The sequence below is a fragment of the Chryseobacterium sp. BIGb0232 genome (assembly GCF_024810195.1).
Classification (GTDB): Bacteria; Bacteroidota; Bacteroidia; order Flavobacteriales; family Weeksellaceae; genus Chryseobacterium; species Chryseobacterium pennae.
The window spans coordinates 747,206-771,645 of the sequence record NZ_JANUEH010000002.1 but is presented as its reverse complement, the minus strand read 5'-3'; the positions used below and the strand labels follow the sequence as shown (position 1 = coordinate 771,645).

Below are 24,440 nucleotides of genomic sequence, written 5' to 3'. Positions count from 1 at the left end.
TATATTATTTGAATTAATGGAGGAAAGAATCATTGATGTAAAAGGGAAAAAACTATATACAGAATACTACAATTCGTTTGAGGATAAACCAACTATTGTCTTTCTGCATGATTCGCTTGGATCTGTACAGCTTTGGAGAGATTTACCAGTCAGGCTTTCAGAAGCTACACAATGTAATGTTCTTGTTTATGACCGGTTAGGATATGGAAAATCCTATCCTATGCCTACTCACATAAGACCTGTGAACTATATGGAGCTGGAAGCAGCTCTGCTGAATGAATTATTAGCAGAGCTCAATATTGACAAAGCTATTTTGTTCGGTCACAGTGATGGAGGAACCATTGCCTTAATTACTGCAGCAAAATATCCGGAAAGGGTAGAAGCTGTCATTTGTGAAGCCGGGCATATATTTGTGGAAGATGTCACTTTAAAAGGCGTTTATGATGCATGGGAAGCTTACAAAACTACAAATCTGCCGGAACGTCTGCAGAAATACCATGGTGATAAGGTAGAAACGCTATTTAAAGCCTGGACGGAAACATGGACCCGCGATGATTACAGAGCCTGGAACATTGAATATCTCCTGAAGGATATTATTTGTCCTCTATTATTCATTCAGGGAGAAGCTGATGAGTACGGAACTTTGGATCAGGTAGAGAAAACCGTTTCACAGGTAAGTGGAAGTGTAGACAAATACATTATTCCTGGGATTGGGCATACACCTCATAAAGAAGCTCCGGACTTGGTATTCAAAAGAGCAGTAGAATTCGTAAATAGAAATACAAAATAAAATTTAAGCATCTTATTCATGATAGGGTGCTTTTTTTGAATTAAATTGATATTTTAAAAGCTGCATACTTTAGCTGTTCTCTTTAAATAAACAGTTCTAGATTTTATTTGTACACATATTATACAGGTAGATATTGTTTTGTACAATATGTATTAAACATAGAAATCAGGCCGTTTTATTGGCCTTTAATCTTATCAGAAAAAATACCGAACTATTTTCCTGATATAGAATACGGACTGTGAGATTTTTTACAGAATTTATTAAAAAATGAATAGTATTAATGGGGATTAGACCATTATTTTATCGTTAAAATTACAATAAACAAACAATAAATATCACTAATTAGGGATATAATATTTTCTATTTTTACAACCTAGATTTTATTAATAGGTATGTGAAGTTAATGATGGGGATCATTAAATGTATGTTAGGTGTGAATGTGTGAAGAGATGCAAAATTTGCATCTCTTCTTTATTTTCGATTATAGTAAATCAATTTCCGCTGCAATATTTTTTTTTGCCTGCATCTCATATTTATCTTTAAAATAGTCTGTCTTAAAGATTGTATCAAGCTCCAGAAAATGTTTTAATACCTTCTTTCTTCCGGGCTTATAAAGCAGATCCGGATAGATCGAGTATTCTTTCCTAATCATTTTGGTATAGGCCAGATAACTTTCAAAATCTTTGCCTAGGATTGAAAGATCTGCATCCAGAAGATAATTGGTGTCTTCGTTTATTGATATCTGATGAAGCTTTGTCGCCAGGATCTGATCAGAAACAGCTTCAATAGTATCCTGAGGTAATCCCAGTTCAGAAAGTCGTTCTTTGGCCTTTAACGCACTTTTTTCTTCATTGGATTTAGACGTTGCATTATAAACAATATCATGATAGAATATGGAAAAAGAAACTGCTGTAAAATCAGAGATTTTGTTTTTCGATGGTTCAAGCTCTGCGAACATATTTCTGAGATGAAGAAGATTGTGATAATGTCTGCCCTTTTCAGTATATTTTGTTTCAATCTCTTTCCACAGTTCATCAATTAAGTTCAGATCTTTAGTAAAAGGGAAACAAAGCTGTTCAAATTGATCTCTCATATTCATGGTGGTAGGGTATAAAAAAAGGAACTTTTAAAAAGTTCCTCTGTTTGCTTCAAGAACAGCCTTTAGCTCAGACCAGCCTCCGCCGTTATGACCATCCTTTAATCCTTGTGAGTTAAGATACTCTAATGCTTTTCCGCTTCTGTTTCCACTTCTGCAGAATAAAATTACAGGTTTTTCGATAGAAAGGATCTCATCCTGTCTCTCTTCTACTTCACCCAGTGGAATATTTTTAGCACCCTCTATATTTCCGTCCATTTCAAGCTCCATTGGCTCACGAACATCAATTAATTCATAGTTTCCAGATTGTATTACTTCTATTAAAGACATAGTTGTTTATTTTAAACATTAAATTGTAGACGAAATTACGTAATTTTTTTTTGAAAAAAATCTTAATTAAAACATAAATTTTCAGAAAAGAAACAGTTCTGAAGATGAAGACGAAACAGAGTAACGAATCGTAAGATTGATAAAATAATCTTAATTTTGCAGAGTGAAATTAATGAACGCAGGCGCTGAAAAATATACCCAACTGATCAAGTCCAAGGCAAAAAGTTTTGGGTTTCAGAGTTGTGGTATATCTAAAGCAGATTTTCTGGAGGAGGATGCCGGACACCTTGAAAAATGGCTGAAAAATAACTTCAATGGTGAAATGAAATATATGGAGAACCATTTCGACAAAAGATTGGATCCAAGACTTCTTGTGGAAGGTTCTAAATCTGTCATTTCACTCTCGTATAACTATTTCCCGGAAGAAAAGATTTCCATTCTGGAAAATTTTAAGATTTCAAAATATGCTTATGCAGAAGATTACCATGAAGTGATCAAGGAAATTCTTCGTGAAATGGTGGCTGAATTGCAAGAGGAAATCGGAGAATTCGGATTCAGGGTTTTTGTAGATTCAGCACCTGTGCTGGAAAGAAGCTGGGCACGAAAATCAGGAATTGGCTGGGTTGGGAAAAATGCTAACCTGATTACTAAACAGAATGGTTCATTCTATTTTTTAGCAGAAATTATCTGTGATCTTGAGCTTATTCCCGATCATGAAACCACCGATCATTGCGGAACCTGTAGAAAATGCATTGATGCCTGTCCCACAGATGCTATTGTTTCAGAAAAGATCATTGACGGAAGCAAATGCATTTCTTATGCTACCATAGAACTTAAAAACGAAATTCCGGATCATTTCAAAGGCAAAATGGAAGACTGGATGTTCGGATGTGATATCTGCCAGGATGTATGTCCCTGGAACCGGTTTTCTGCTCCACACCAGCAGAGCCGATTTAAGCCCAATGAAGCATTGAAAAATTTCAAAAAAGGAGAATGGAAAGAACTTACTCAGGAAATCTTCTCCGAAATCTTCAGAAAATCACCGGTGAAGAGGACAAAATTTGCAGGATTGCAGAGAAATATTGAATTTTTAAAACGCTCTTCAGACTGATTTTTGCTTAAATATTTGGTGACGATTCCTTCTTTGGAAATTTCCTGAGTTCCAAACTAGAGCTGATGATTGACCATTCCCTAGATTTTTATCCCTAAGGAGGTTTGGATTTAATTGAATAAGTTATATAAAAACCCTTTCCTAAAAAGAAAAATTGATTTTCATGAGATTAAAGTCTCACCGAAAATCAACGTTTTTTTTGTACTCTTTTTGGAGCAGTTTTTACTCTTACTTTAAATCTTTTTTGTGACTTGGTATTTTTACGCATATTTGTGAATATTTCGTAATTAAATATAGCGATTTTTTCGATTAAAACAAATACTTTTACGAAAAACTATATATTAAATTTTATTAAAAAAGCATGAATGTGAAAACAATATTAATAGGTACTCTGAAAATTCTGGGAGTCATTCTGGGAATTGTAATTGTTTATGTTCTTTTAGGACTGCTCATTCCGTTTATTCCGGTTTCAGCCAAAGATGACGGGGAACAGAAAGACATTGCTATTTACATTTATACCAACGGTGTTCATACCGATATTGTGATGCCTGTAAAGAACGAAATGAAAGACTGGAGTCTTATGATTCCTTTTGCAGATACAAAGTCTAAGAAAACAGATTATAAATATATTGGAATAGGATGGGGTGATAAAGGTTTTTATCTGGATACTCCAACCTGGGCTGATCTGAAGTTCTCAACGGCGATAAAAGCCGCTTTTTGGTTAAGCGATTCAGCAATGCATAGCACATATTATTATGCAATGAAAGAAGGAGAAGATTGTAAAATGATTATGATCAGCAGAAGCCAGTATCAAAATTTAATCAAATTTGTAGAAGATAAATTCGATAGAGATCAGAACGGAAAGTTCATGCTGATTCCTACAGATGCCGTGTATAGTGATAATGATGCATTTTATGATGCCAGAGGAACTTATAGCTTTCTTTATACCTGCAATACCTGGAGCAATAATGCGTTGAAGGCTGCAGGACAAAAGGCCGCGCTTTGGACACCTTCTGATTTTGGAATTTTCCAGCATTATAAATAAGTATGAAACCTTTTTTTCTGTTCAGTATTATTCTTTTATTTTTGTCCTGCACAAAAGAGAAGAAAGAATATAAACATCCTGCTGATGCTACTCCTCTAATGGCTAAAAAGAAGCCCGAGGCTGATCTTGCCAAAGTAAAAAATAAAGCAGAAGAAGCATTGAAATTCTGCAGCGCAAAGAATTTGAGTACAGATTTTTGTATTCTGATCGATATGAGTCTTCATTCTGGTGTAAAACGTTTTTTTGTCTGGGATTTTGACAAGGAAACTATTTCCAAAGAATATCTGGTAGGCCATGGTTGTGGATTGAATAGCTGGAGCAGGGATGAGTCAAAAGATAAGCCAACATTCAGTAACGAAGACGGAAGCCACCTTTCCTCTTTGGGAAAATATAAATTGCAGGACAGAGGCTACAGTGAATGGGGAATTAATATAAAGTATCTGATGCATGGTCTTGAAGAAACCAATAGCAATGCCTTGAAGAGATTCATAGTTTTTCACTCCTGGGATATGATGAGTGATGAGGAAATGTTTCCAGAAGGATCACCGGAAGGATGGGGCTGTCCTACCATTTCAAATAATGCTATGAAGGAAATTGACCCGATGATTCAAAATTCAACAAAGCCTGTTCTGATGTGGATATATAATTAAAAAGAAGTAAGATGAAACATAAGCTTTTCCGTGAGCAACAATTAAATTGTGATATAGAAACCGCCTGGAAATTCTTTTCCTCAGCCAATAACCTTTCAGAAATTACGCCAAAGGATATGGGATTTACTGTATTGACAGAAATGGAAGATGACGAAATTTATGAAGGGATGCTCATCGATTACTATGTTTCGCCATTATTTGGAGTCAAAATGAAATGGCAGACAGAAATTACCCATGTAGATTTTCAGAAAAACTTCATAGACTTCCAAAGAAAAGGCCCATACAAATTATGGAACCACCATCATGAGTTTATTCCCAATAACGAAGGTGTTCTGATGAGAGATACCATAGATTACGAACTTCCTATGAGATTCTTAGGAGAAATTGCCCATTCTTTATTCGTGAAAAAGAAACTGGACTCTATTTTTGATTATCGTTTCAGAGTTCTGAGCAGATTGTTTTAAAAGAGCTCAGGCTGTTTGTCATTCTGAAGAAGAAAAAATCTCATTGATGACTTTATAGATTCTTCATTTCTCTTCCAAATTATGTTCACAAACCTTCAGTTTGTATTCAGAATAACATTAATATCCCTAATCAATTACTGTTTTAATAAAATGATATTGTTGATAGCACGTACGCTAATCTTCAAAAAGTGTGATTTTATCAGTATTGTTTAAGTTTTTTTAACAGTTAAAGGACGGGAACTCCATCAAAATTTCTTACTTTTGCAGAACTATCGTTTTTACTGTATTCTGATTGACATGGCGAGTCTGAGGTCACTTTTCTATTTTTATATCATGCTGGTTTTTACCCTTTTCAATTCGAATTGGGTAGAAAAATCATTGCAGGATATCCCTCATCTTCCCCATGTAAATAATATTCATCTTCTGGATGTTTATGAAGAGGCAGATATGAACACGCATGCCTTGCCTGCGGCTTCTAAAATTGTTAAACATTCAGGTCGTAAGGAAGATCCTGCAGTTGGGGATTTTTCGGCAGCATTAAAAATTGCTCCGAAAATCATGCTTCCTGATATTGCAGTTTCCCTTATCTGTGGAGTAAAGTCCTTTCTCCATCTTCTCCAATTGTACTAGTTTAAGTTATTGAATTTCAAATTATTTTAGCGAAAATTTTATAACCTAAACATTCAGAAATGTATTTTAAAAATGTAATAATTTGCAGCTTTGCAATATTATTCGCAGTGTCATGTAATAAAGACAAGCAAAAAAACAGTCAAAAAGACAAAGAAGTTCCGGTACTGGAAATCAAGGAAAAAGATACCTTGGTAAGCAACCAGTTTGTGACTGATATTCAGGCTAAGAAAAATGTGGAAATGAGGTCCAGGATTGGTGGAATTATTCAGCATATTTACGTCAATGAAGGACAGTTTGTTCATCAGGGACAGCCTTTATTTAAAATCAATGATGCTGAACTGCAGATGGAACTTTTAAAGGCTAATGCTACTTTAAAACAGACTCAGGCAGATGTCCGCATCGTTGAAGTAGAATTGAAACAGATTCAGAGCCTTCATGCTAAAAAGTTTGTAGCGAATAACGAACTGGAACTGGTAAAGGCTAAGCTTTCATCAGCTCAGGCTAAGAATGCTTTTGCTGATGCTGAAAAGAGAGCTGTGCTTCAGAAAATCAGTTTTACCAGAATTACGGCTCCGTTTGATGGCGTTATTGACGTTATTCCTCATAAAGACGGAAGTTTGGTGGAAAATGGAACTTTATTAACTACATTATCCCAGCTTAATGAGGTGTATGCCTACTTTTCAATTCCGGAAAACCTTTATTTTGAACTTTTGGCTAATGATAAGATAGGGAATCATCAGAAAATTGAACTGACCCTGCCAAATGGTGTAAACTATCAGTTTAACGGAGCTTTAAAAACAGCAGAGGGAGAAATCGACCGAACTACAGGATCTATCCGCTATAAAGTCCTTTTCCCAAATCCTGATCACTTGATTAAGCACGGTACCTCGGGAAAACTCATTATTTCCGAAAATCAGGATAAGGCCATTCTTATTCCACAGAAATCTACATTCTCTATTCAGGATAAAACCTATGTTTTTGTCGTGGACAAACAGAATAGAGCCAAAATGACAAACATTAAGATTGGAAACACACTGAGAGATTCCTATATGGTGGAAAGCGGTCTTAAAAAAGGAGATTTAATCATTTATGAAGGTACTCAGTCCTTGAAGGATGGTGATGTTATTAAAATCAAAAAGAAGTATTAACCTTTCATAATCTTTAAATCAACTTATTATGGTAGAGATGTTTATAAGACGAAAGGTTCTTTCGTTGGTTATTTCCATATTATTTGTATTGCTGGGAATTATGGCCTTATTAAAGATGCCGATTACCCAGTTCCCGGATATTGTACCGCCCTCCGTAACGGTAACAGCAAAATATACCGGAGCCAATGCCGAAGTATCAGCCAATGCGGTTGCACTTCCATTGGAACGAGCCATCAACGGAGTACCGGGAATGACGTATATGTCAACGGTAACTTCCAATGACGGGCTTACTTTGATCCAGGTTTTCTTTGAAGTAGGAACCGATCCCGATGTAGCAGCAGTAAATGTTCAGAACAGGGTGACAACCATCTTGGATGAGCTCCCTGAAGAGGTAATCCGTGCCGGAGTAACTACTGAAAAGGAGGTGAACAGTATGCTGATGTACCTCAACATTACGAGTACAGACCCAAGCCAGGATGAGCAGTTCATTTACAATTTTACGGATATTAATGTTCTTCAGGAACTGAAACGTATTGATGGAGTAGGCCGTGCAGAGATCATGGGACAGAAAGAATACTCTATGAGAGTTTGGCTGGATCCGCAGAAGATGGCAGCGTATAATATTTCAGCAGATGAAGTGATTACTTCTTTGCAAAAACAGAATATTTCGGCAGCACCAGGAAAGGTAGGAGAAACTTCAGGGAAAACTTCCAGTCAGCTACAGTACGTAGTTAAATATAAAGGGAAATTCTTTGAGCCTAAACAATATGAAGAAGTTCCCATCAGGTCAGATGTAGACGGAACGATTTTGAAACTTAAAGATATTGCCAAAGTGGAATTCGGGGCGATGAATTACGGAATGGTTTCCAAGACAGACGGAAGACCTTCTGCATCTATTATGATGAAGCAGCGTCCGGGATCCAATGCCTCTGAAGTTATTGAAAATGTAAAGGCTAAAATGGAAGAATTAAAAGGTACTTCATTCCCACCCGGAATGGAATTCAATATGGCCTACGATGTTTCCAGATTCCTTGATGCTTCAATCAGTGCGGTATTGATAACTCTTATCGAAGCCTTTATTTTGGTAGGAATTGTAGTATTTATTTTCCTTCAGGACTGGCGTTCTACGTTAATTCCTGTATTGGCAGTTCCGGTAGCATTGGTAGGAACCTTTGCCTTTATGAATATGCTGGATTTCTCAGTAAACCTATTAACTTTATTTGCTTTGGTACTGGCCATCGGAATTGTGGTGGATAATGCGATTGTCGTCGTAGAAGCTGTCCATGTAAAAATGGAAGAAGGTATGAACGCAATGGATGCTACTATCAGTGCTACAAAAGAAATTGCAGGAGCAGTAATAGCAATCACCATTGTAATGTCTGCAGTATTTATTCCCGTAGCATTCCTTGATGGTCCGGTGGGAGTATTTTACCGACAGTTTTCATTAACATTAGCCATCAGTATTGTGATTTCTGGGGTGAATGCATTAACGCTTACTCCGGCATTGTGTGCCATTATTTTAAAACCACACGATCACAATAAAAAGAAGACCATTATTGATAGGGCTTTCCAGAGCTTTAATATAGGCTTTGAAAGACTGACTAATGGCTACGTAAATATTCTATCAAAATTTGCAACAAGAACTACAGTTACTTTTGGGCTATTGTTCTTATTTATAGGATTAACATTTGTGACCAGTAAGTTCCTTCCCACCGGATTTATTCCAATGGAAGATCAGGGAATGGTATATGTAAGTGTAACCACTCCGCAGGGAGCTACGGTAGAAAGAACGGAAAAAGTACTGGATGAAGTAACGGTTATTGCCAAGAAAATAAAAGGTGTAGAAAACGTAACCACTCTTGCAGGATACAGTATTGTAACAGAAATCGCAGGTTCATCCTACGGAATGGCCATGATTAACCTTAAAGACTGGAAAGAAAGATCCATTTCAGTCAATGACCTGATCACCGAACTTTCAGAAAAAACAAAAGGAATTGCAGATGCCCAGATTGAAATCTTTGCACCACCAACGGTTCCTGGGTTCGGAAATACCAGTGGTTTTGAATTGCGTTTACTGGACAGAACAGGGGGGACCATTGAAAATACTGATAAAATCACCAAAGATTTTGTCAAAAAACTGAATGAAGCTCCCGAGCTGCAGAACAACTTTACCAGCTTTGATGCTACTTTCCCGCAATATATGATTAATGTGGATTATGATATGGCAGCGAAGAAAGGAGTATCTGTAGACAATGCGATGTCCACATTACAAACTATGCTGGGATCTTATTATGCAACCAATTTTATCCGTTTTAGCCAAATGTATAAAGTGATGGTTCAGGCAAGCCCGGAACACAGGGACACCCCTGAAAGCATTCTCAATTTATATCTTAAAAATGATAAAGGTGAAATGGTTCCTTTTTCAACGTTTATCACTATTGAAAAAGTATATGGACCAGAGGTACTTACAAGATACAATATGTATATGTCGGCTATGATTAATGGGGAACCTGCTGAGGGATACAGTTCCGGTGATGCTATTGCTGCTGTAGAACGTGTAGCCAAAGAGATCCTACCAAGAGGTTTCGATATTGAATGGTCCGGGATGACAAGGGAAGAAATTCTATCCGGAAACCAGACGGTATATATTTTCCTGATCTGTCTGTTGTTCGTATACCTTTTATTGGCAGCGCAATATGAAAGTTTCCTTCTTCCGATGCCTGTACTATTGAGTCTTCCGACAGGAATCTTCGGATCCTATATCGCATTGGTACTGGCAGGGTTGGATAATAATATTTATGCACAGGTGGCTCTGGTCATGCTGATCGGACTATTGGCTAAAAATGCCATTCTGATTGTAGAATTTGCTGTAGCCAGAAACAAACAGGGATACGATATTATTCCGGCAGCTATTGAAGGAGCAAGACAACGTCTGAGGCCTATCCTGATGACTTCCTTTGCTTTTGTGGCCGGTCTTATTCCGTTGTGTATAGCATCCGGAGCGGGAGCAATCGGTAACCGTTCCATTGGTACGGCAGCAGCAGGAGGAATGCTGATAGGAACTGTTTTCGGATTGGTGGTCATTCCGGGACTGTATATATTCTTTGCAAAACTTGAAAATAAGAAGAAAGATGAAAAGATTAAATCATAGACATATTTTGTATGGAATAGCCGCTTTAAGCTTAGCTTCTTGTGCCGTTCCGAAGGTTGCTGAACTGAAAAAAGCTCAGGCGCTTCCGGAAATGCCTGCTAAATCAGCCAGCTCAGAAGAATTTCAACACCTGAATCTGAAAGCGTATTTCACAGATACTCACTTGTTGGAACTTTTCGATAAAGTTGTTCAGGCCAATCCTGATTTTCAGATTGCACAACAAAGAGTGGAAATTGCTAACAGCTTCCTGCAAAGATCAAAAATGGATCTTTTGCCTTCTCTTGAGGTAGGAGCAGAAGTTGCCGGAAACCGTTATGGAAAGTATACCATGGAAGGAGTGGGAAATTATGACACTAACCTTTCTCCCAATATTACCGAAGACCAGAAAATCAACCGTGATTTTACTCCCAATTACTGGCTGGGAGCAAGAAGCAGCTGGGAAATTGATGCCTGGGGGAAACTGAAGAATAAAAAAATTGCTGCCCAAAAGAAGTATCTGGCTTCTACGGAAGGGCTGCGATTGCTTCAGGTAGAACTTTTCACAGATATTGCGAATCTGTATTATCAGTTGGTAACTTTAGATAACCGTCTGGCCATTTATCAGAAGAACTATAAACTCCAGCAGAGAGCCTTCGAAATTGTTCTGGCGCAGCGTGAAGTGGGAAAAGCTACAGAACTTGCTGTCCAGCAGTTTAAAGCTCAGAATAATAACTGGCTGGCAGAAATTGAACATATTAAAGTGGAGATCGTTACTGTAGAGCAGGCGATCACAACTTTAACAGGAAGTTATGGTGGCGAAGTAAAACGTGGTAAAACGCTGATGCCAACAAATACTGATGTTTTAAACAGAACTGTGAATGTAGAAGCTGTGATCCATGCAAGGCCGGATGTAGCTGCTAATTATTATGTATTGGAGGCTTCTCAGGCCGATGCAAAAGCTGCAAGAGCTGCTTTTTACCCTAAAATTGACCTGGGTGCAGGGATCGGGATGAATTCCTTTTCTGTGGAAACACTTTTCAAACCAAGTTCATTAGCAGGGCAGCTGTTGGGTGGATTGATGGTACCCGTTTTTAATAAAGGTCAGCTTAAGTATGAGTTTAAAGTAGCCAGTAAAGAGCAGGAGATAGCTTTTTTAAATTATCAGAAAAGCATAACCACTGCCTTTAATGAGCTTCAGTCTATTTTGAAACAGACCAGAATTTACGAAAAGGTTTTAAAATTAAAATCAGAAGAGGTCGGCTTTCTGGATCGAGGAGTTGAAGTTTCCAATGATCTGTATCTAACAGGATATGCCAATTATTTTGAACTGATTAATTCACAGAAAAGCAAATTGATTGCAGAACTTGATCTTTTACAGTTCCAGCATCAGAATACCAGAAATAATGTTTTGTTGTTTAAGGCTTTAGGAGGAAAGCTGAATCAGAACTAACTTATATTTTAAACAATCATTTTTCGGTTTTGTTAAACCGGCCATTTTTATTTTTTACGATGAAGAAAGAGGCTGTCTCACTGCGAGGCAGCTTCTTTTGATTTTCAGAAGTACAAACTGAGCTTCCAGGCGGTTACCCCATATGTTTGCTTTAGAATCTAATTTTGTAAAACCCAGTTCCTCTTTCATAAAAAAAGAGACGGTCTTTAAGACGGTCTCTTTCTGTATAGTTTAAAAACATATCTGCAATATCATGCAGAATGTACTGATCTTATTTAACAATCTGAATCTCAACTGCAGAAAATCCTTTTGGAGATTTTTCCTTTTCAAAAGAAACTTTGTTTCCTTTTTTCACCGGTTCTACACAGTTGTTATTGTGGAAGAAGATGTTTTCTTTGCTGTTATCTTCGGTAATGAAACCATATCCTTTTTCACTAAGGAAAGTAACAATCCCTGTTTTTCTTGGATCTTCCTCAATAATAGGAGCAGCTCCCAATTGAATATCATCAAGGTTTACTTCCTGTCTTTGTTCAGGTGGAGTAGAAGTTAATCTTCCGAATTCATCTACATACATGAATACGTCCTCCGCTCCTTTGTTGTTGTTCGTCTTACGATCTTCGCGTCTTAGCGCTTTTTCTTTTTGCTTTTGAATTTTTTTCTTGAAATTTTCCTTTTTAGAAAAAGAATCTGCCATAAATTATTTTTAGTATTTAGTTTCTATAAATTGTATTGTTCACTCTGGTCTGCCTTAGACCTTAAAGCCCGCCGATGTTTTCTGTTCTGGGTTTCCCTAATAATACAGAGCTTTAAAATTCCGACAAGTATTGTTCTGGGTAGAAGAATAAAAGTTAAAAATATGGCTGCTCAAAAAGCAAAGACTGAATAAATTTATTCTAAGTCGTTACAGAAAACAAAGTAGTGACCTGTTAATAATATGCAAATATACAACAATAAAATGAATAAAACTGTTTTTAAATGATTGATTATCAGAAATGGTTTTTATGAAAATCTGTCCAGACAGTCTTATTTACAGGAGAATAAAGCAGTATTGACGGCTTTTTATAAAAAATCCCCAGTAAACTGAGGATTTAAAAAAATATATTAAGAATGAAATGGTGTGTTAATATGGGTGGGAAAGCATCAAATGTTGTGCCTAAAATTCACTTAAGCTGGAAAAGTTAAGCAACTGTTTAATATATAAAATGGGATGTAAACTCTATCTGCTTGGTAGATAATAGGATATTGGAAAAAATATGTTTATATAAATTTTATAATATTTTTAAAGTTAAAATTGAAGTCTATCTGAAATTTCCGAAAAATTCACCATGTTGAGATGCTTTTTATTATTCATCTTTGCTTCATTAACAAATAAAAAATAAAATAATGTCAACACAAGATGTAAAAGGAAAAGTTGTTTTAATAGCCGGAGGAGGTAAAAACCTTGGTGGATTGCTAAGTAGAGATTTTGCAGCAAAAGGAGCAAAACTGGCAATACACTATAATAGTGAAAGCTCAAGAGCAGAAAGTGAAAAGACTCTGGCAGAAGTTCAGGCATTGGGTGCTGAAGCATTTCTGTTTCAGGGTGATCTTACTAAAGTGGATAATCTTACCAAGTTTTTTGATGAAACTATTTCCCGTTTTGGAGGAGTCGATATTGCAATCAATACAGTAGGAATGGTCCTTAAAAAACCATTTTCAGAAACTACAGAAGCAGAATATGATACTATGTTCAACATAAATTCAAAATCAGCTTACTTCTTTTTGCAGGAAGCAGGTAAAAAAATAAATGACCACGGAAAGATCTGTACAATTGTTACTTCGTTACTGGCAGCATATACAGGTTTGTATTCTACTTATGCAGGAGCAAAGGCACCTGTGGAGCATTTTACCAGAGCTGCATCTAAGGAATTCGGAGCCAGAGGAATTTCTGTAACAGCAGTGGCACCTGGCCCAATGGATACTCCTTTCTTCTACGGTCAGGAAACAGATGATGCAGTGGCTTATCATAAATCTGCCTCAGCATTGGGTGGGCTTACCAATATTAAAGATATCGCTCCATTGGTAGAATTTTTAGTTACTGATGGCTGGTGGATCACAGGGCAGACTATTTTTGCCAATGGTGGTTATACAACAAGATAATCTGAAATGCATAAAAAAATAAACTCACTGAAAATTGTTTTCAGTGAGTTTTTTATTGATCTGAAGGAGTACGAAACTATAAAGTTTTCATTTTTCCTTTGTCCAGAATACTTTTAATAATGAAAAACAATCCCAGAAGCACAAAAGGAATACTTAAAAGCTGTCCCATATTTAAGCTCATTCCATGTTCAAATTCAACCTGATCTACTTTAATAAATTCGATCAGGATTCTCATGATAAAAATTAAAAGAATACTGATCCCAAAGTAAAACCCTTTTCCGATTTTGAATATATCTTTCTTATAAATAAGGTATACGAAAAGGAAAATAAATAAATAAGAGATTGCCTCATACAACTGTGCAGGATGTCTTGGAAGATCATCTACCTGATGGAATATAAAAGCCCATGGAACATTGGTAGGAACTCCAATGATTTCCGAGTTCATAAGATTGGCAAGCCTGATAAAAACTCCACCTAAAGGAAGTACAATAGCAATAGCATCCAAAACTGTCATTAATGGGATCTTAAACTTTCTCGCATAGATCAGCAGCATAATCATCAATCCAATTCCCCCACCATGGCTTGCAAGCCCTGCAAAACCGGTAAAGTGGTAGGCTCCATCCGGACCTCTCTGGATTGGCAGGAAGATTTCAAGCGGATGCTGAGAATAGTAATCGAAATCATAAAAGATGCAGTGCCCTAACCTGGCTCCGGCAAAAATTCCGATAAGGGCATATGAAAATAAAGCATCATGTGCCTGTGTACTCAGATTTTCTTTTTTATAGATCTTTTTTAAAATATTAAAGCATAAAACAAGCCCTGAAAGAAATAAAAGGCCATAGTATTTGACGGAAACACCTAAAATATTAACGATTTCAGGATTCACATTCCAGTTGATGTATAATAAACTCATTGATATTGTTATCGGATTTTACGGATGCAAAGATAAGAAAAATAGGATTTTTTTGAGCGACAACCCTGTTTTGAGAATCAACGGACTGAATTGTAGAGTTTTAGTGGGATTGTATACTGCTTTGCATTTTTCAAAGTTTTTCTATAAAAAGCTTAAGAACTGAACGATGGTAAATTGGTTAAAACCATGAAAGGGAGGATAAAATAATATCGATCATCATCCCCATCTTAGGAAAGAAGATTATTGTTTCCGGAATACTGTCAGGTAGAAGCTCTATAGATTAATTCTGCATCCATTATAATACATTTGCTTGGAGAAGAGTTATTTTTAATTTTTTCTAAAGCCAGTTCTGCAGCAATCTCACCCATCTTTTCCAAAGGTTGCTGTACACTGGTAAGCTGAGGGAAAACCATGGATGATAGTTCCGTTCCGGAGAAACTGGCAACTGCTACATCATCAGGAATTCTTATCTTCTGTTCATGAAGGTAATTCATGGCCCCTAAAGCTAATGTGTCACTAAATGCAAAAATACTGTCAAACTCTATATTTTTGCTTATTAGCTGTTTGATGGCCTTTTTTCCGTGTTCAAAAGTCATTCCATCCGCCTGTACAATAAGGTTTTCATCAAAAATGTTATATTTCATGAGAATACGCTTATAGCCATTCACTCTTTCCATCGCGTTTCGAATAGTAGCCGGTCCCATCATGTGAACAATTCTTTTTCGCCCAGTTTTGATTAAGTATTCCACCATCAGCGAAGCTTTAATATAATCATTGACTATTACTTTCGATACATCCAGAGATTCATGGGGAATTCTGTCAAAAAATATCAATGGAGTTCCTTGCTTCATAATATGTTGATAAATATCATTATTATATGTTTCGTGGCAGAGATTAATAATGATAGCATCCACATTGAACTCTTCAAGGAGCTGCAGGTTTTTTCTTTCAATACAAGAATCTTCATCAGATTGTGTAATGATGATTCTATATCCCAACGGATAAAGGATATTCTGAATTCCTTTGAGGACTTTCGCAGAAAAAGGAGTAATCATTTCAGGCACTACAAACCCGATAGTTTTGGATTGTCCGGATTGTAAATTCAAGGCTGTAAGGTTGGGTTTATATCCCAATTTTTCCGCTGCATCCAATATCCGTTTTCTTGTTTCTTCATTCACATTTTTGTCATGAAGCAGTGCTCTTGAGATTGTAGAGGTAGATAATGACAAAAATTTGGACAAATCTTTTATCGTTATGCGTTTCATTAGCTCTGTTTTTTTGTTAAAAATAATAAAAAAATATCCTATTGGGAACGTTCCCTTAGTTTTGGGAACGTTCCCAATTGTGATTTGGTAAAAAAACTTATAAGTCAACTATTTGTTAATATATATTTAACAAACTAATCAATTTATTAAATATTATACTAATTATGAGTATTATTTATTGTAATTATAATTCTTCGGAAATCTGTACTGGGATTTTACACATCGGTGTAGGAAATTTTCACAGAGCTCATCAACAGTTTTATACGCATATGCTGCTGAATGACAAGGATCAGCAGACATGGGGTGTTTGTGGAGTATGCTTACTGCCTTCAGATGAGAATGTATTCAATGGCCTAAGAGAGCAGAACCTTAAATATTCGCTCACAGTTTGTGGAAGAAACGGAGTAAATGAAGTTTATAGAATTGATTCACTGCGCGAATTGATTTGGGCTGGTGATAATCCCGGTGCTATCGTTAAAAAAATTGCTGATGCCGATATCAGGATCATCACCTTAACTATTACAGAAGGTGGATATAATCTTGATAAGGAAACCGGTGAATTCATACTTGACAATGAAAATATACAACATGACCTGGATAATCCCGCCAGTCCTTCTACGGTATTCGGATTCATTGCAGAGGGCTTACGCCAAAGAAAAAGACAAAATGGTGGTCCTATTACGATTCTTTCATGTGACAATCTTCTGCAGAACGGAAATATGGCAAAGAAAGCCTTTACCAGTTTTATACAAGCACAGGATAAGGAACTTGCGGAATGGATAATGAAAAATGTAGCTTTCCCGAACAGCATGGTAGACCGCATTACACCAACTACAATGTATGCAGATGTAGAAAGACTGAACAGGCTGAACGGAACAAATGATAAAGTTCCTGTATACTGTGAAGATTTTGCCCAATGGGTAATAGAAGATTGCTTTATTGCAGGAAGACCAGCCTGGGAAAGAGTAGGAGTAGAATTTACCAATGATGTAACATCATTTGAAAATATGAAACTCAGTCTTCTGAATGCTTCACACACATTGCTGTCCTATCCTGCCTTTCTGATGGGATACCGTAAGGTAGATCTGGCTATGGAAGATGCAGATTTGGTACAGTTTATAAGGGATTTTATGGATATTGATATTACTCCTTTTGTTCCGGCTCCGGAAAATACAGATTTGGAAAAATACAAACAGACCCTTATTGAAAGATTTGCGAATCATAGCGTCAGTGATCAGGTGAGCCGCCTATGCTCTGACGGGGTTTCAAAATTTCCGGTATATATTATTCCTAATCTTGATAAAATGATAAAAGGGGCTAAGGATCTTACCAGACCTGCCTTCCTTATTGCTTCCTACAGACATTATCTGAAATATAAGACAGACAGCCATGGAAATACTTTCGAGGTAACTGAACCGTGGCTAACGATTAGCGATGAACTGCTTATTGGTAGTGAAAATCCTTTGGATTTTTTAGAATTATCAGCTTTTAAAGGAATTTATCTGAAAACTTCTGAACAATTCGTGGAACTGTATATCCGCTTCGTACAGAATATCAAAGATTCAGGAATCTCTTCAGTTTTAAAATCAATTATAAAATACTAAGGTCATGCAAGTAAATTCAAATACCGTATCCTCGGGAAACAAGTCAAACAACGCTATGCTACCGTTTGCTATTATCACTTTTATTTATTTCATTGTGGGTTTTCTGACAACGGTGAATGAACAGCTTCAGGCCCCTTTGAAGTTCACTTTTCTGAGCCAAGCAGGCAGCCTGAAAAACACATTTACAACTTTGATTTCCTTTTTCTTCTTCCTGGGGTACCTTCTGAACGGAACCCTGGGAAGTAAATGGGTCAATGCTTTTGGATACAAGAATACGATCCTGCGTGGCCTTTTATTTATGATTTCCGGTCTTTTTATGTATTTGTGTTCATCCTGGATAGGGGATCAATATTCCGATTTGAAATTCAGTATAAAAGATGCCGTTATTCCTGTCGGGTTTATCGTTTTCGTCATAGGTTCTTACCTGATGGGTACTTCTGCAGCTATTATTCAGGTTGTGGTGAATCCCTATGCTGCATCCTATGAATTGAAAGGTACCCAGCCCGTACAGCGGCTGAACATTCTGACCGCAATTAATTCCATTGGGACAACTTCTGCACCATTTTTTGTGACCGTAGTGATGTTCAGTGGGATTTCTATTGAAAATATAGAAATCAGGCAGTTGCTGTTACCGCTTTCTGCCCTTATCATCTGTATAGTTACTGTAATGATAATCACCAAAAGGCTTCATCTTCCGGATTTGGCCCATACCAGAGTGGTGGGAGAAGAAAAGCTTGAAAGAAGCATCTGGTCATTCAGACATTTTGTACTGGGCGTTCTGGCAATTTTCTTTTATGTAGGAACTGAAGTTGCTATTGGTGCCAATATTAATCTGTATGCTTTTGAGCTGATGGATTCCGGCCATCCGATCACTTTTTTTGGAAAGTCAGATATTATCATCGGTGGTATGGATTTAGGAATTCATGCATTACTGTCTACATTATATTGGGGAGGCTTCCTTGTGGGAAGGGCTATATCAAGCTTCTTTAGTAAAATTTCTGCAAGAACACAGCTGGTAACCACTACAATCCTTGCCACTATTCTTGGTATCATTTCTATGGTTACACAGAACCTTTGGTTTCTGGTAGCAATCGGTCTGCTTCATTCCTCTATGTGGAGCTGTATCTATACCCTTTCCATAAAAGGACTGAACAAATATACCTCGAAAGCATCTGGAATCTTTATTTCTGCAGTATTTGGCGGGGCTGTCTTTACCCTTATCCAGGGAGGTCTTGCAGATATTTTAGGCTCGTGGAGATGGACCTGGTGGCTTACAGTGATCTGCGAATTGCTGATGCTGGTTTATGCTCTGTTTGGATCACGGATAAGAGAAAAGGATCTTATTCAATAACCCCATCTTTATTTTTCCTGAAAACCTTCAGTATCCGGTAAATATTACCAGATATAGACATCTAATGTTTATCCAAAAAAATACCTATGTCATGTTAAAAATATTTTTTTTGCTTTTTCTTCTTATTATGAGAAATTTCTTAAGTGCACAGGAATTACATTCGGCTCTACAGCTTAGAAACAGCCATTTGTGGCGCGGGATTGAAGTCTCGGCAGGTTTGATCTATACCGGAGATGTACATCTTGATTACAAAAACTTTTATGTGGGATTCTGGGCCGGTGGTAATGTGGAAGGTTCCTATAAGGAATTTAATAACTATATAGGATATAAAAACAAGCATCTTACTTTAGAGCTCTGGGATATTTATAATTTTTCGCCTGGTGCTACTTATAACAATAAGGAATTTTTTAATTATTCCACAAGAGAAACCGGGCGTTTCTGGGATCTGAGATCCTATTATACCATAAGTGAAAAATTTCCTTTGGTACTGAGCTGGAATACAGTGGTGTTCGGAAGGGACAGGAATGGTGATAATACGAAAAATAAATATTCATCATTTGTATCAGGAGAATATCCGGTATATAAGAAAGAAAATCTGGAAGTAAGGGGAAGAATAGGATATGGTTTTGCTTTAAACAATACAAATGGAGAGAAAAATAATTTTTTTGCTAAAGAATCTGGGTTCAATGAGATCAGCCTTATCATTTCAAAAAGCTTTACTATTGAAGGTTATAAAATACCCATCGGAATATGGGGAATGTGGAATCCGGTAAACAATAATGCCTTCCTGCAGTTTTCTGTACAGGTTTATTCATTCTGATAAAGAAAAAAGAATGCTATTTTAGCTTAATACATTTAATTAATTTTAGATAATGAAAGATAAAAAAAATAAAGTTGTCTGCTTTGGGGAAGTTCTCTGGGATATTTTTCCTGGTGAACAGAAAAGGGTAGGCGGAGCGCCCTTTAATGTAGCATACCATCTTTCCAGGATGGGTGTTGATGTTAATATGATAAGTAGTGTGGGGAACGATCAGCTGGGACGGGATCTGCTGCAGAAAATTAAAAGCTGGAATATCCCAACAGATTACATCCAGATTAATGTAGGGTATCCTACCAGTACTGTTATCGCTTCTGTGGATGAAAATAATGATGCACATTATGATATTGTAGAGAATGTAGCCTGGGATTTCATTGATATAACTCCGGAAAACCATGAAATACTTAATACAACTGATGCTTTTGTATTCGGAACATTGGCAGCAAGAAGTGAGAAAACCAAAAACACATTATTCGAACTGCTTGAAGTAGGAGCTTATAATGTTTTTGATATCAATCTCAGAGAACCGTATTATGAAACTAGTATGATAAAGGATTTGCTGCATAAAACACATCTGGCAAAATTTAACAAGGCAGAACTGCGTATGATGCTGGATTTTTTAGGAAAAGAATATACAAGTGAAGAAGACGGTATAAAATTTCTACAGGAAAATTTTGATCTACATGAAATTATTATTTCCAAAGGAAGTAAAGGAGCTTTGTATGCAGATAAACATGATTTTTATCGATATCCTACCATTCCTGTTACAATAAAAGATACTGTGGGAAGCGGGGATTCTTTTTTAGCAGGTTTCCTTTCAAAAAGATTGGAAAAAGGAAGCTCAGTGCATGAAACCATGATTCAGGCAGTTTCCCTCGGAGCATTTATCACATCGCAGGAAGGTGCCTGCCCTGAATATTCTTTTGAAGATTTCAATAGGTTCAAAAACCAATACCAGCTTTCAGCTTTAGACTGATCAAGGAGATTGCTTATTAATTTAAAATGATTCTTGATGAAACATTTTATACCTTTAATACCATTATTTATCACAAAACAATCTCATATGCATCATCAACTGGAAAAGCATTATGTAAATAGGATAGGCTGGCTTCGGGCAGCAGTTTTGGGAGCTAATGACGGTTTGTTGTCCACTACAAGTATTGTCATTGGTGTTGCAGCAGCAGAACCTGAGCGGCACATCATTATTCTTGCGGCTTTGGCAGGAATGATAGCAGGAGCAATGTCTATGGCTGCCGGGGAATATGTTTCGGTAAGCTCACAGGAAGATACAGAAAAGGCAGACCTGATCCGCGAAAAGCGTGAGCTTGAAGAAATGCCGGAAGCAGAACTTAGAGAACTTGCCAAGGTCTATGAAAAAAGAGGTTGTTCCAAGGAAACAGCGATGCAGGTTGCTATTGAACTTACAGAACACAATGCATTGGAAGCCCATGCCCGGGATGAATTGGGTATTAATGAAATAACTCAGGCAAAACCTTTACAGGCTGCTATAGCATCATTCGGGTCTTTTGCTGTAGGGGCACTGCTGCCATTTACGGTTTCTCTTTTAGCTCCTATCAGGCAGATGGTGTATTTTCAATATGGCTTTTCCATTATATTTCTGATGTTTTTAGGAGCAATGTCAGCCAGAACAGGCGGTTCCAGTATTAAAATTGCTGTAATGAGAATCTGTTTCTGGGGGACTGTTGCTATGGGAATAACAGCTTTGGTGGGGCATCTTTTTGGAGTAAATGTATCCTGATACGGAATGGTTTCTATTCCCGCATTAAAAAGAATTTTAAATAATAAGTATTTGATTTCCAGTTTATATTTAACCTAACAAGTGTTAGTCGTAGTATTACTACACTTTTTGAAATTTCTTATTAATTTGTATTTTGTTCTTGTAATTAGATCTATATTTGGTGATATAAAACAACAAATCACACAATATTAACGATTAAAATTTACAATCATGGCAGAAAGAAATTCAAGAGGAATTTTAAAATTCAACAACGGAGAAGGACAAAAGTTATTAAAGCTTAACTACAGTGTATCAAGATCTACAGACGTTTCAGGACGTGTAGCATCAGATCCTTCCAACGCGCTTATTAAAATCACAGTAGAAGCTACAGAAAAATCAGATATTCTGGAAAGCTTATTGAACGGAAAGTACAAGCCTACAGTGGGAGAAATTACCTTCAACAAATCTCATGAGGAAGGAACATTAACAACATTAAAGTGGCAGAATGGATACGTGATCCAGCACGAAGTAGATTTCAATGCAGTGGATGAAAACAGTATGTATATCACTTTTGTTGTAAGTGCAGAACAAATTGACTTAGGGAATTCTGCTTACCATGGAGCTTGGCCTACAGCGTAAGAATCTGATCTCTTAAAAAAATCAAGTACATATAAAAACAGAATGGTACAATAGATACTGTTCTGTTTTTTTGGCTCTGATAAATACTTCAGAATTAAACAAAATACTCTCATCAATTTTCTGTAATTGTTGAAATAAATCGGGTAAAAGTGGATTTTATATTGTAAAAAATTTATAATTTTATATAAAGGATATTTTTTTTAGAATTTTTTTTCTGAAAATAAAAGTCTTTCAAACACCTTACATTAAGATATGAACAAAAATACCTCGAATTCCGAAAAGATTTCGGAGAATCATATTCCCGGAATCAACCGTGTGGTGAAGCTGGATATAGTGATTGAAGGCAAAATGATCAAACATTTCAAACACTTCCGCTTACAACAGAGTGTAAAGAAACATCATAATTTTGAACTGACATTGGCTCATGATACCTTAGATGGTGTACAGAACCATGATCTGGAAGAAGCTCAGCAGTTTTTAGGAAAACGTTTAACAATAGTCTTTAAATATAAAGATGTAGAAGGAAGTCCCGAAAGGACCTTTGTAGGAGTTATTACAAAAGTAGGATTCAGTCAGGAAAATCATAGTCTTGGAAATATCGTACTGAAAGGATACAGCCCAACTATTCTTCTGGATGCTGCACCTCATACCCAAAGTTTTGGTGGTGACCAGCCCGTTAATATGGGAATTATTGCCACCGATGTAATAAAACAGGGTATCGAAAACAGTAAATTTGATGTAAAAGTGAATGCTAAAGCGTCTGCTCAGATTCTTTACAGCTCTCAATATAATGAAACCCATTACAATTATCTTTGCAGAATGGCAGAAGCCTATGGTGAGCAATTCTTTTATGACGGTGAAATACTCCATTTCGGAAATATGCCGCCTCAGAATAAAGCTGTAGAACTGATCTATGGAAGCAATGTTTCAGATATCAATGTAGAAATGAAGGCCGTACATATCAAGCCTCGTTTTTACGGATATAACAGCAGCTCTAATGCTAAATTAACTTCCGGAGAAACCCCTATCAAACATGTGGGAAATCTTGCAAAAACATCCTACCAGAATAACGATAAGATCTTTAAAACCCCATCATTACAGGTTGCTCCTATAAAGGCAGCCACTGATATGGATGTGGTGATTTCTCAAACCAGTACAGCAGGAAGCAGAGCCGTAGACGTTTTCACAGTTTCAGGTGGTACCACTATTCCATTTCTATATCCGGGATGTGTTGCCGATATCAATATGCGTAAAACCGATAGCAATCAAACCTCTTACTTTACCAAACTGATGGTTACAGAAGTTATTCATGAGGTAGATACACTGGGACGTTATGAAGGAAGGTTTGAAGCCATAGCTGCAGATACAGGATATATTCCGACCCCTGATTTTACAGTTCCCATTGCAGAACCTCAGATCGCTACAGTGATCTCCAATACAGATCCGATGGGACAGGGAAGGGTTACTGTAAGATTCGACTGGCAACTGAATGATACCACAAATTTTATCCGAATGATGGCACCTGATGCCGGAGGTACAGATCAGATTACTCAAAACAGAGGTTATGTAGCTATACCCGAAGTAGGAGATCAGGTAATGGTAGGCTTTGTCCATAACCATCCGGACCGCCCATTTGTGATGGGAGGAATGTTCCATGGTGGAACAGCTATGGGAGGAGGTGTTGACAATCATTTAAAATCCATTCAGACCAGAAGCGGAATCAGGGTTTTAATGAATGATGCTGAAGGAAGCGTTACAATTGTCGATCCAAGCGGAAATAATTATTTTATGGATGGAAAAGGAAACATCATCGTCACAGCACCGAAAAATATGACGTTCAATGCAGGAGAAAATCTTACCATCAATGTCGGGCAGGATATGAAGACCACCGTAGGAAATGATAATGCCATTAATATTACCAATAATCATAAGTTTACTTCAAGGAACTATAAACAGACTGTTAATGAAAATAAAACCATCAATGTAACAGGTGATTTGAAAGAAACAACCTCCACGACTACCCATAAGGCAAAGAATGGAGATATCCTGTTGCAGAGTTCTGGAATTGCTAAAATGTTGGGTAAAATTGATGCTAAAGTAAATAAAGGATAAAACACATGGCAGTATGTT

At 36.9% G+C, this 24,440-nt stretch carries 23 protein-coding genes; 17 read left to right on the top strand and 6 right to left on the bottom strand.

Annotation, left to right across the window (positions count from 1 at the left end; genetic code table 11):
• Positions 1–16: 16 nt before the first annotated feature.
• Positions 17–790, top strand: a complete 774-nt coding sequence (locus M2372_RS09535) for an alpha/beta fold hydrolase (protein ID WP_123320065.1) — start codon at positions 17–19, stop codon at positions 788–790.
• 481 nt (positions 791–1,271) lie between these two features.
• On the opposite strand, the gene M2372_RS09530 is transcribed toward M2372_RS09535, so the two are convergent.
• Both M2372_RS09530 and M2372_RS09525 read right to left on the bottom strand, forming a co-directional pair.
• Entirely contained in the window at positions 1,272–1,883 is a 612-nt protein-coding gene (locus M2372_RS09530) for a hypothetical protein (protein WP_310473120.1), read from the bottom strand.
• A 33-nt stretch (positions 1,884–1,916) separates the two neighbouring features.
• On the bottom strand, positions 1,917–2,216 hold the full coding sequence (locus M2372_RS09525) for a rhodanese-like domain-containing protein (protein WP_115973040.1): 300 nt from the start codon (positions 2,214–2,216) through the stop codon (positions 1,917–1,919).
• 172 nt (positions 2,217–2,388) lie between these two features.
• Between M2372_RS09525 and queG the strand changes: the two genes are divergently transcribed.
• The 8 genes from queG to M2372_RS09485 all read left to right on the top strand — a co-directional run bounded on the left by queG (position 2,389) and on the right by M2372_RS09485 (position 11,844).
• Positions 2,389–3,327 (top strand): tRNA epoxyqueuosine(34) reductase QueG, encoded by a 939-nt coding sequence (queG, locus tag M2372_RS09520; protein ID WP_115973041.1) that lies wholly within the window; start codon positions 2,389–2,391, stop codon positions 3,325–3,327.
• Between the two features lie 361 nt (positions 3,328–3,688).
• Positions 3,689–4,372 carry a TIGR02117 family protein gene (locus M2372_RS09515; RefSeq protein ID WP_123320063.1) on the top strand — a complete coding sequence of 228 codons (684 nt, stop codon included), beginning with the start codon at positions 3,689–3,691 and terminating at the stop codon, positions 4,370–4,372.
• Positions 4,373–4,374: 2 nt separating this feature from the next.
• On the top strand, positions 4,375–5,022 hold the full coding sequence (locus M2372_RS09510) for a murein L,D-transpeptidase catalytic domain-containing protein (RefSeq protein WP_123320062.1): 648 nt from the start codon (positions 4,375–4,377) through the stop codon (positions 5,020–5,022).
• Between the two features lie 11 nt (positions 5,023–5,033).
• Positions 5,034–5,486, top strand: a complete 453-nt coding sequence (locus M2372_RS09505) for an SRPBCC family protein (RefSeq protein WP_123320061.1) — start codon at positions 5,034–5,036, stop codon at positions 5,484–5,486.
• A gap of 261 nt (positions 5,487–5,747) precedes the next feature.
• Positions 5,748–6,116 (top strand): hypothetical protein, encoded by a 369-nt coding sequence (locus M2372_RS09500; protein WP_148060784.1) that lies wholly within the window; start codon positions 5,748–5,750, stop codon positions 6,114–6,116.
• A 107-nt stretch (positions 6,117–6,223) separates the two neighbouring features.
• Positions 6,224–7,264 carry an efflux RND transporter periplasmic adaptor subunit gene (locus M2372_RS09495; RefSeq protein WP_228455739.1) on the top strand — a complete coding sequence of 347 codons (1,041 nt, stop codon included), beginning with the start codon at positions 6,224–6,226 and terminating at the stop codon, positions 7,262–7,264.
• Between the two features lie 28 nt (positions 7,265–7,292).
• On the top strand, positions 7,293–10,415 hold the full coding sequence (locus M2372_RS09490) for an efflux RND transporter permease subunit (RefSeq protein WP_123320059.1): 3,123 nt from the start codon (positions 7,293–7,295) through the stop codon (positions 10,413–10,415).
• Positions 10,396–11,844 (top strand): TolC family protein, encoded by a 1,449-nt coding sequence (locus tag M2372_RS09485; RefSeq protein WP_123320058.1) that lies wholly within the window; start codon positions 10,396–10,398, stop codon positions 11,842–11,844. Before M2372_RS09490 ends, M2372_RS09485 begins: the two co-directional genes overlap by 20 nt.
• A 54-nt stretch (positions 11,845–11,898) precedes the next feature.
• On the opposite strand, the gene M2372_RS09480 is transcribed toward M2372_RS09485, so the two are convergent.
• Both M2372_RS09480 and M2372_RS09475 read right to left on the bottom strand, forming a co-directional pair.
• Positions 11,899–12,033 (bottom strand): hypothetical protein, encoded by a 135-nt coding sequence (locus tag M2372_RS09480; protein WP_259080731.1) that lies wholly within the window; start codon positions 12,031–12,033, stop codon positions 11,899–11,901.
• Between the two features lie 82 nt (positions 12,034–12,115).
• Positions 12,116–12,538 (bottom strand): cold shock domain-containing protein, encoded by a 423-nt coding sequence (locus tag M2372_RS09475; protein WP_109738810.1) that lies wholly within the window; start codon positions 12,536–12,538, stop codon positions 12,116–12,118.
• Positions 12,539–13,227: 689 nt separating this feature from the next.
• Here M2372_RS09475 and M2372_RS09470 point away from each other — a divergent pair.
• The gene (locus tag M2372_RS09470; RefSeq protein ID WP_123320057.1) at positions 13,228–13,983 is read left to right on the top strand and encodes an SDR family oxidoreductase; all 756 of its coding nucleotides are present in this window, start codon (positions 13,228–13,230) and stop codon (positions 13,981–13,983) included.
• Positions 13,984–14,059: 76 nt separating this feature from the next.
• Here the strand turns inward: M2372_RS09470 and lgt are convergent, their stop codons facing one another.
• Together lgt and M2372_RS09460 are read right to left on the bottom strand one after the other, a co-directional pair.
• Positions 14,060–14,896: a prolipoprotein diacylglyceryl transferase gene (gene lgt, locus M2372_RS09465; RefSeq protein ID WP_123320056.1), complete on the bottom strand. Its 837-nt coding sequence runs from the start codon at positions 14,894–14,896 to the stop codon at positions 14,060–14,062.
• A gap of 260 nt (positions 14,897–15,156) precedes the next feature.
• Entirely contained in the window at positions 15,157–16,161 is a 1,005-nt protein-coding gene (locus M2372_RS09460; RefSeq protein ID WP_123320133.1) for a LacI family DNA-binding transcriptional regulator, read from the bottom strand.
• Between the two features lie 164 nt (positions 16,162–16,325).
• Here M2372_RS09460 and M2372_RS09455 point away from each other — a divergent pair, with 164 nt between their 5' ends.
• From M2372_RS09455 to M2372_RS09425, 7 genes are all read left to right on the top strand, one after another.
• A complete protein-coding gene (locus M2372_RS09455; protein WP_123320054.1) occupies positions 16,326–17,765 on the top strand; it encodes a mannitol dehydrogenase family protein in 1,440 nt (479 codons plus the stop codon).
• A 4-nt stretch (positions 17,766–17,769) separates the two neighbouring features.
• Entirely contained in the window at positions 17,770–19,116 is a 1,347-nt protein-coding gene (locus M2372_RS09450; protein ID WP_185018842.1) for an MFS transporter, read from the top strand.
• A 127-nt stretch (positions 19,117–19,243) separates the two neighbouring features.
• The gene (locus M2372_RS09445; RefSeq protein ID WP_185018840.1) at positions 19,244–19,936 is read left to right on the top strand and encodes a hypothetical protein; all 693 of its coding nucleotides are present in this window, start codon (positions 19,244–19,246) and stop codon (positions 19,934–19,936) included.
• Positions 19,937–19,988: 52 nt separating this feature from the next.
• Positions 19,989–20,909, top strand: coding sequence for a carbohydrate kinase (locus M2372_RS09440; protein ID WP_115973055.1), 921 nt, complete (start codon positions 19,989–19,991; stop codon positions 20,907–20,909).
• Between the two features lie 87 nt (positions 20,910–20,996).
• Positions 20,997–21,692: a VIT family protein gene (locus tag M2372_RS09435; protein WP_123320052.1), complete on the top strand. Its 696-nt coding sequence runs from the start codon at positions 20,997–20,999 to the stop codon at positions 21,690–21,692.
• Positions 21,693–21,902: 210 nt separating this feature from the next.
• Positions 21,903–22,310 carry a type VI secretion system tube protein TssD gene (tssD, locus tag M2372_RS09430; protein WP_115973057.1) on the top strand — a complete coding sequence of 136 codons (408 nt, stop codon included), beginning with the start codon at positions 21,903–21,905 and terminating at the stop codon, positions 22,308–22,310.
• 252 nt (positions 22,311–22,562) lie between these two features.
• The gene (locus M2372_RS09425) at positions 22,563–24,422 is read left to right on the top strand and encodes a type VI secretion system Vgr family protein (RefSeq protein WP_123320051.1); all 1,860 of its coding nucleotides are present in this window, start codon (positions 22,563–22,565) and stop codon (positions 24,420–24,422) included.
• Positions 24,423–24,440 lie beyond the last annotated feature (18 nt).

Excerpts from the sequence above, each read along its gene's own strand:
- M2372_RS09535 (WP_123320065.1), top strand. The coding sequence starts at position 17 with ATGGAGGAAAGAATCATTGATGTAAAAGGGAAAAAACTATATACAGAA.
- M2372_RS09475 (WP_109738810.1), bottom strand. The coding sequence starts at position 12,538 with ATGGCAGATTCTTTTTCTAAAAAGGAAAATTTCAAGAAAAAAATTCAA.
- queG (WP_115973041.1), top strand. The coding sequence starts at position 2,389 with ATGAACGCAGGCGCTGAAAAATATACCCAACTGATCAAGTCCAAGGCA.
- M2372_RS09460 (WP_123320133.1), bottom strand. The coding sequence starts at position 16,161 with ATGAAACGCATAACGATAAAAGATTTGTCCAAATTTTTGTCATTATCT.
- tssD (WP_115973057.1), top strand. The coding sequence starts at position 21,903 with ATGGCAGAAAGAAATTCAAGAGGAATTTTAAAATTCAACAACGGAGAA.
- M2372_RS09435 (WP_123320052.1), top strand. The coding sequence starts at position 20,997 with ATGCATCATCAACTGGAAAAGCATTATGTAAATAGGATAGGCTGGCTT.
- M2372_RS09425 (WP_123320051.1), top strand. The coding sequence starts at position 22,563 with ATGAACAAAAATACCTCGAATTCCGAAAAGATTTCGGAGAATCATATT.
- M2372_RS09490 (WP_123320059.1), top strand. The coding sequence starts at position 7,293 with ATGGTAGAGATGTTTATAAGACGAAAGGTTCTTTCGTTGGTTATTTCC.
- M2372_RS09510 (WP_123320062.1), top strand. The coding sequence starts at position 4,375 with ATGAAACCTTTTTTTCTGTTCAGTATTATTCTTTTATTTTTGTCCTGC.
- M2372_RS09525 (WP_115973040.1), bottom strand. The coding sequence starts at position 2,216 with ATGTCTTTAATAGAAGTAATACAATCTGGAAACTATGAATTAATTGAT.
- M2372_RS09455 (WP_123320054.1), top strand. The coding sequence starts at position 16,326 with ATGAGTATTATTTATTGTAATTATAATTCTTCGGAAATCTGTACTGGG.
- M2372_RS09530 (WP_310473120.1), bottom strand. The coding sequence starts at position 1,883 with ATGAGAGATCAATTTGAACAGCTTTGTTTCCCTTTTACTAAAGATCTG.
- M2372_RS09440 (WP_115973055.1), top strand. The coding sequence starts at position 19,989 with ATGAAAGATAAAAAAAATAAAGTTGTCTGCTTTGGGGAAGTTCTCTGG.
- M2372_RS09445 (WP_185018840.1), top strand. The coding sequence starts at position 19,244 with ATGAGAAATTTCTTAAGTGCACAGGAATTACATTCGGCTCTACAGCTT.
- M2372_RS09450 (WP_185018842.1), top strand. The coding sequence starts at position 17,770 with ATGCAAGTAAATTCAAATACCGTATCCTCGGGAAACAAGTCAAACAAC.
- M2372_RS09485 (WP_123320058.1), top strand. The coding sequence starts at position 10,396 with ATGAAAAGATTAAATCATAGACATATTTTGTATGGAATAGCCGCTTTA.
- M2372_RS09470 (WP_123320057.1), top strand. The coding sequence starts at position 13,228 with ATGTCAACACAAGATGTAAAAGGAAAAGTTGTTTTAATAGCCGGAGGA.
- lgt (WP_123320056.1), bottom strand. The coding sequence starts at position 14,896 with ATGAGTTTATTATACATCAACTGGAATGTGAATCCTGAAATCGTTAAT.
- M2372_RS09505 (WP_123320061.1), top strand. The coding sequence starts at position 5,034 with ATGAAACATAAGCTTTTCCGTGAGCAACAATTAAATTGTGATATAGAA.
- M2372_RS09480 (WP_259080731.1), bottom strand. The coding sequence starts at position 12,033 with ATGAAAGAGGAACTGGGTTTTACAAAATTAGATTCTAAAGCAAACATA.
- M2372_RS09515 (WP_123320063.1), top strand. The coding sequence starts at position 3,689 with ATGAATGTGAAAACAATATTAATAGGTACTCTGAAAATTCTGGGAGTC.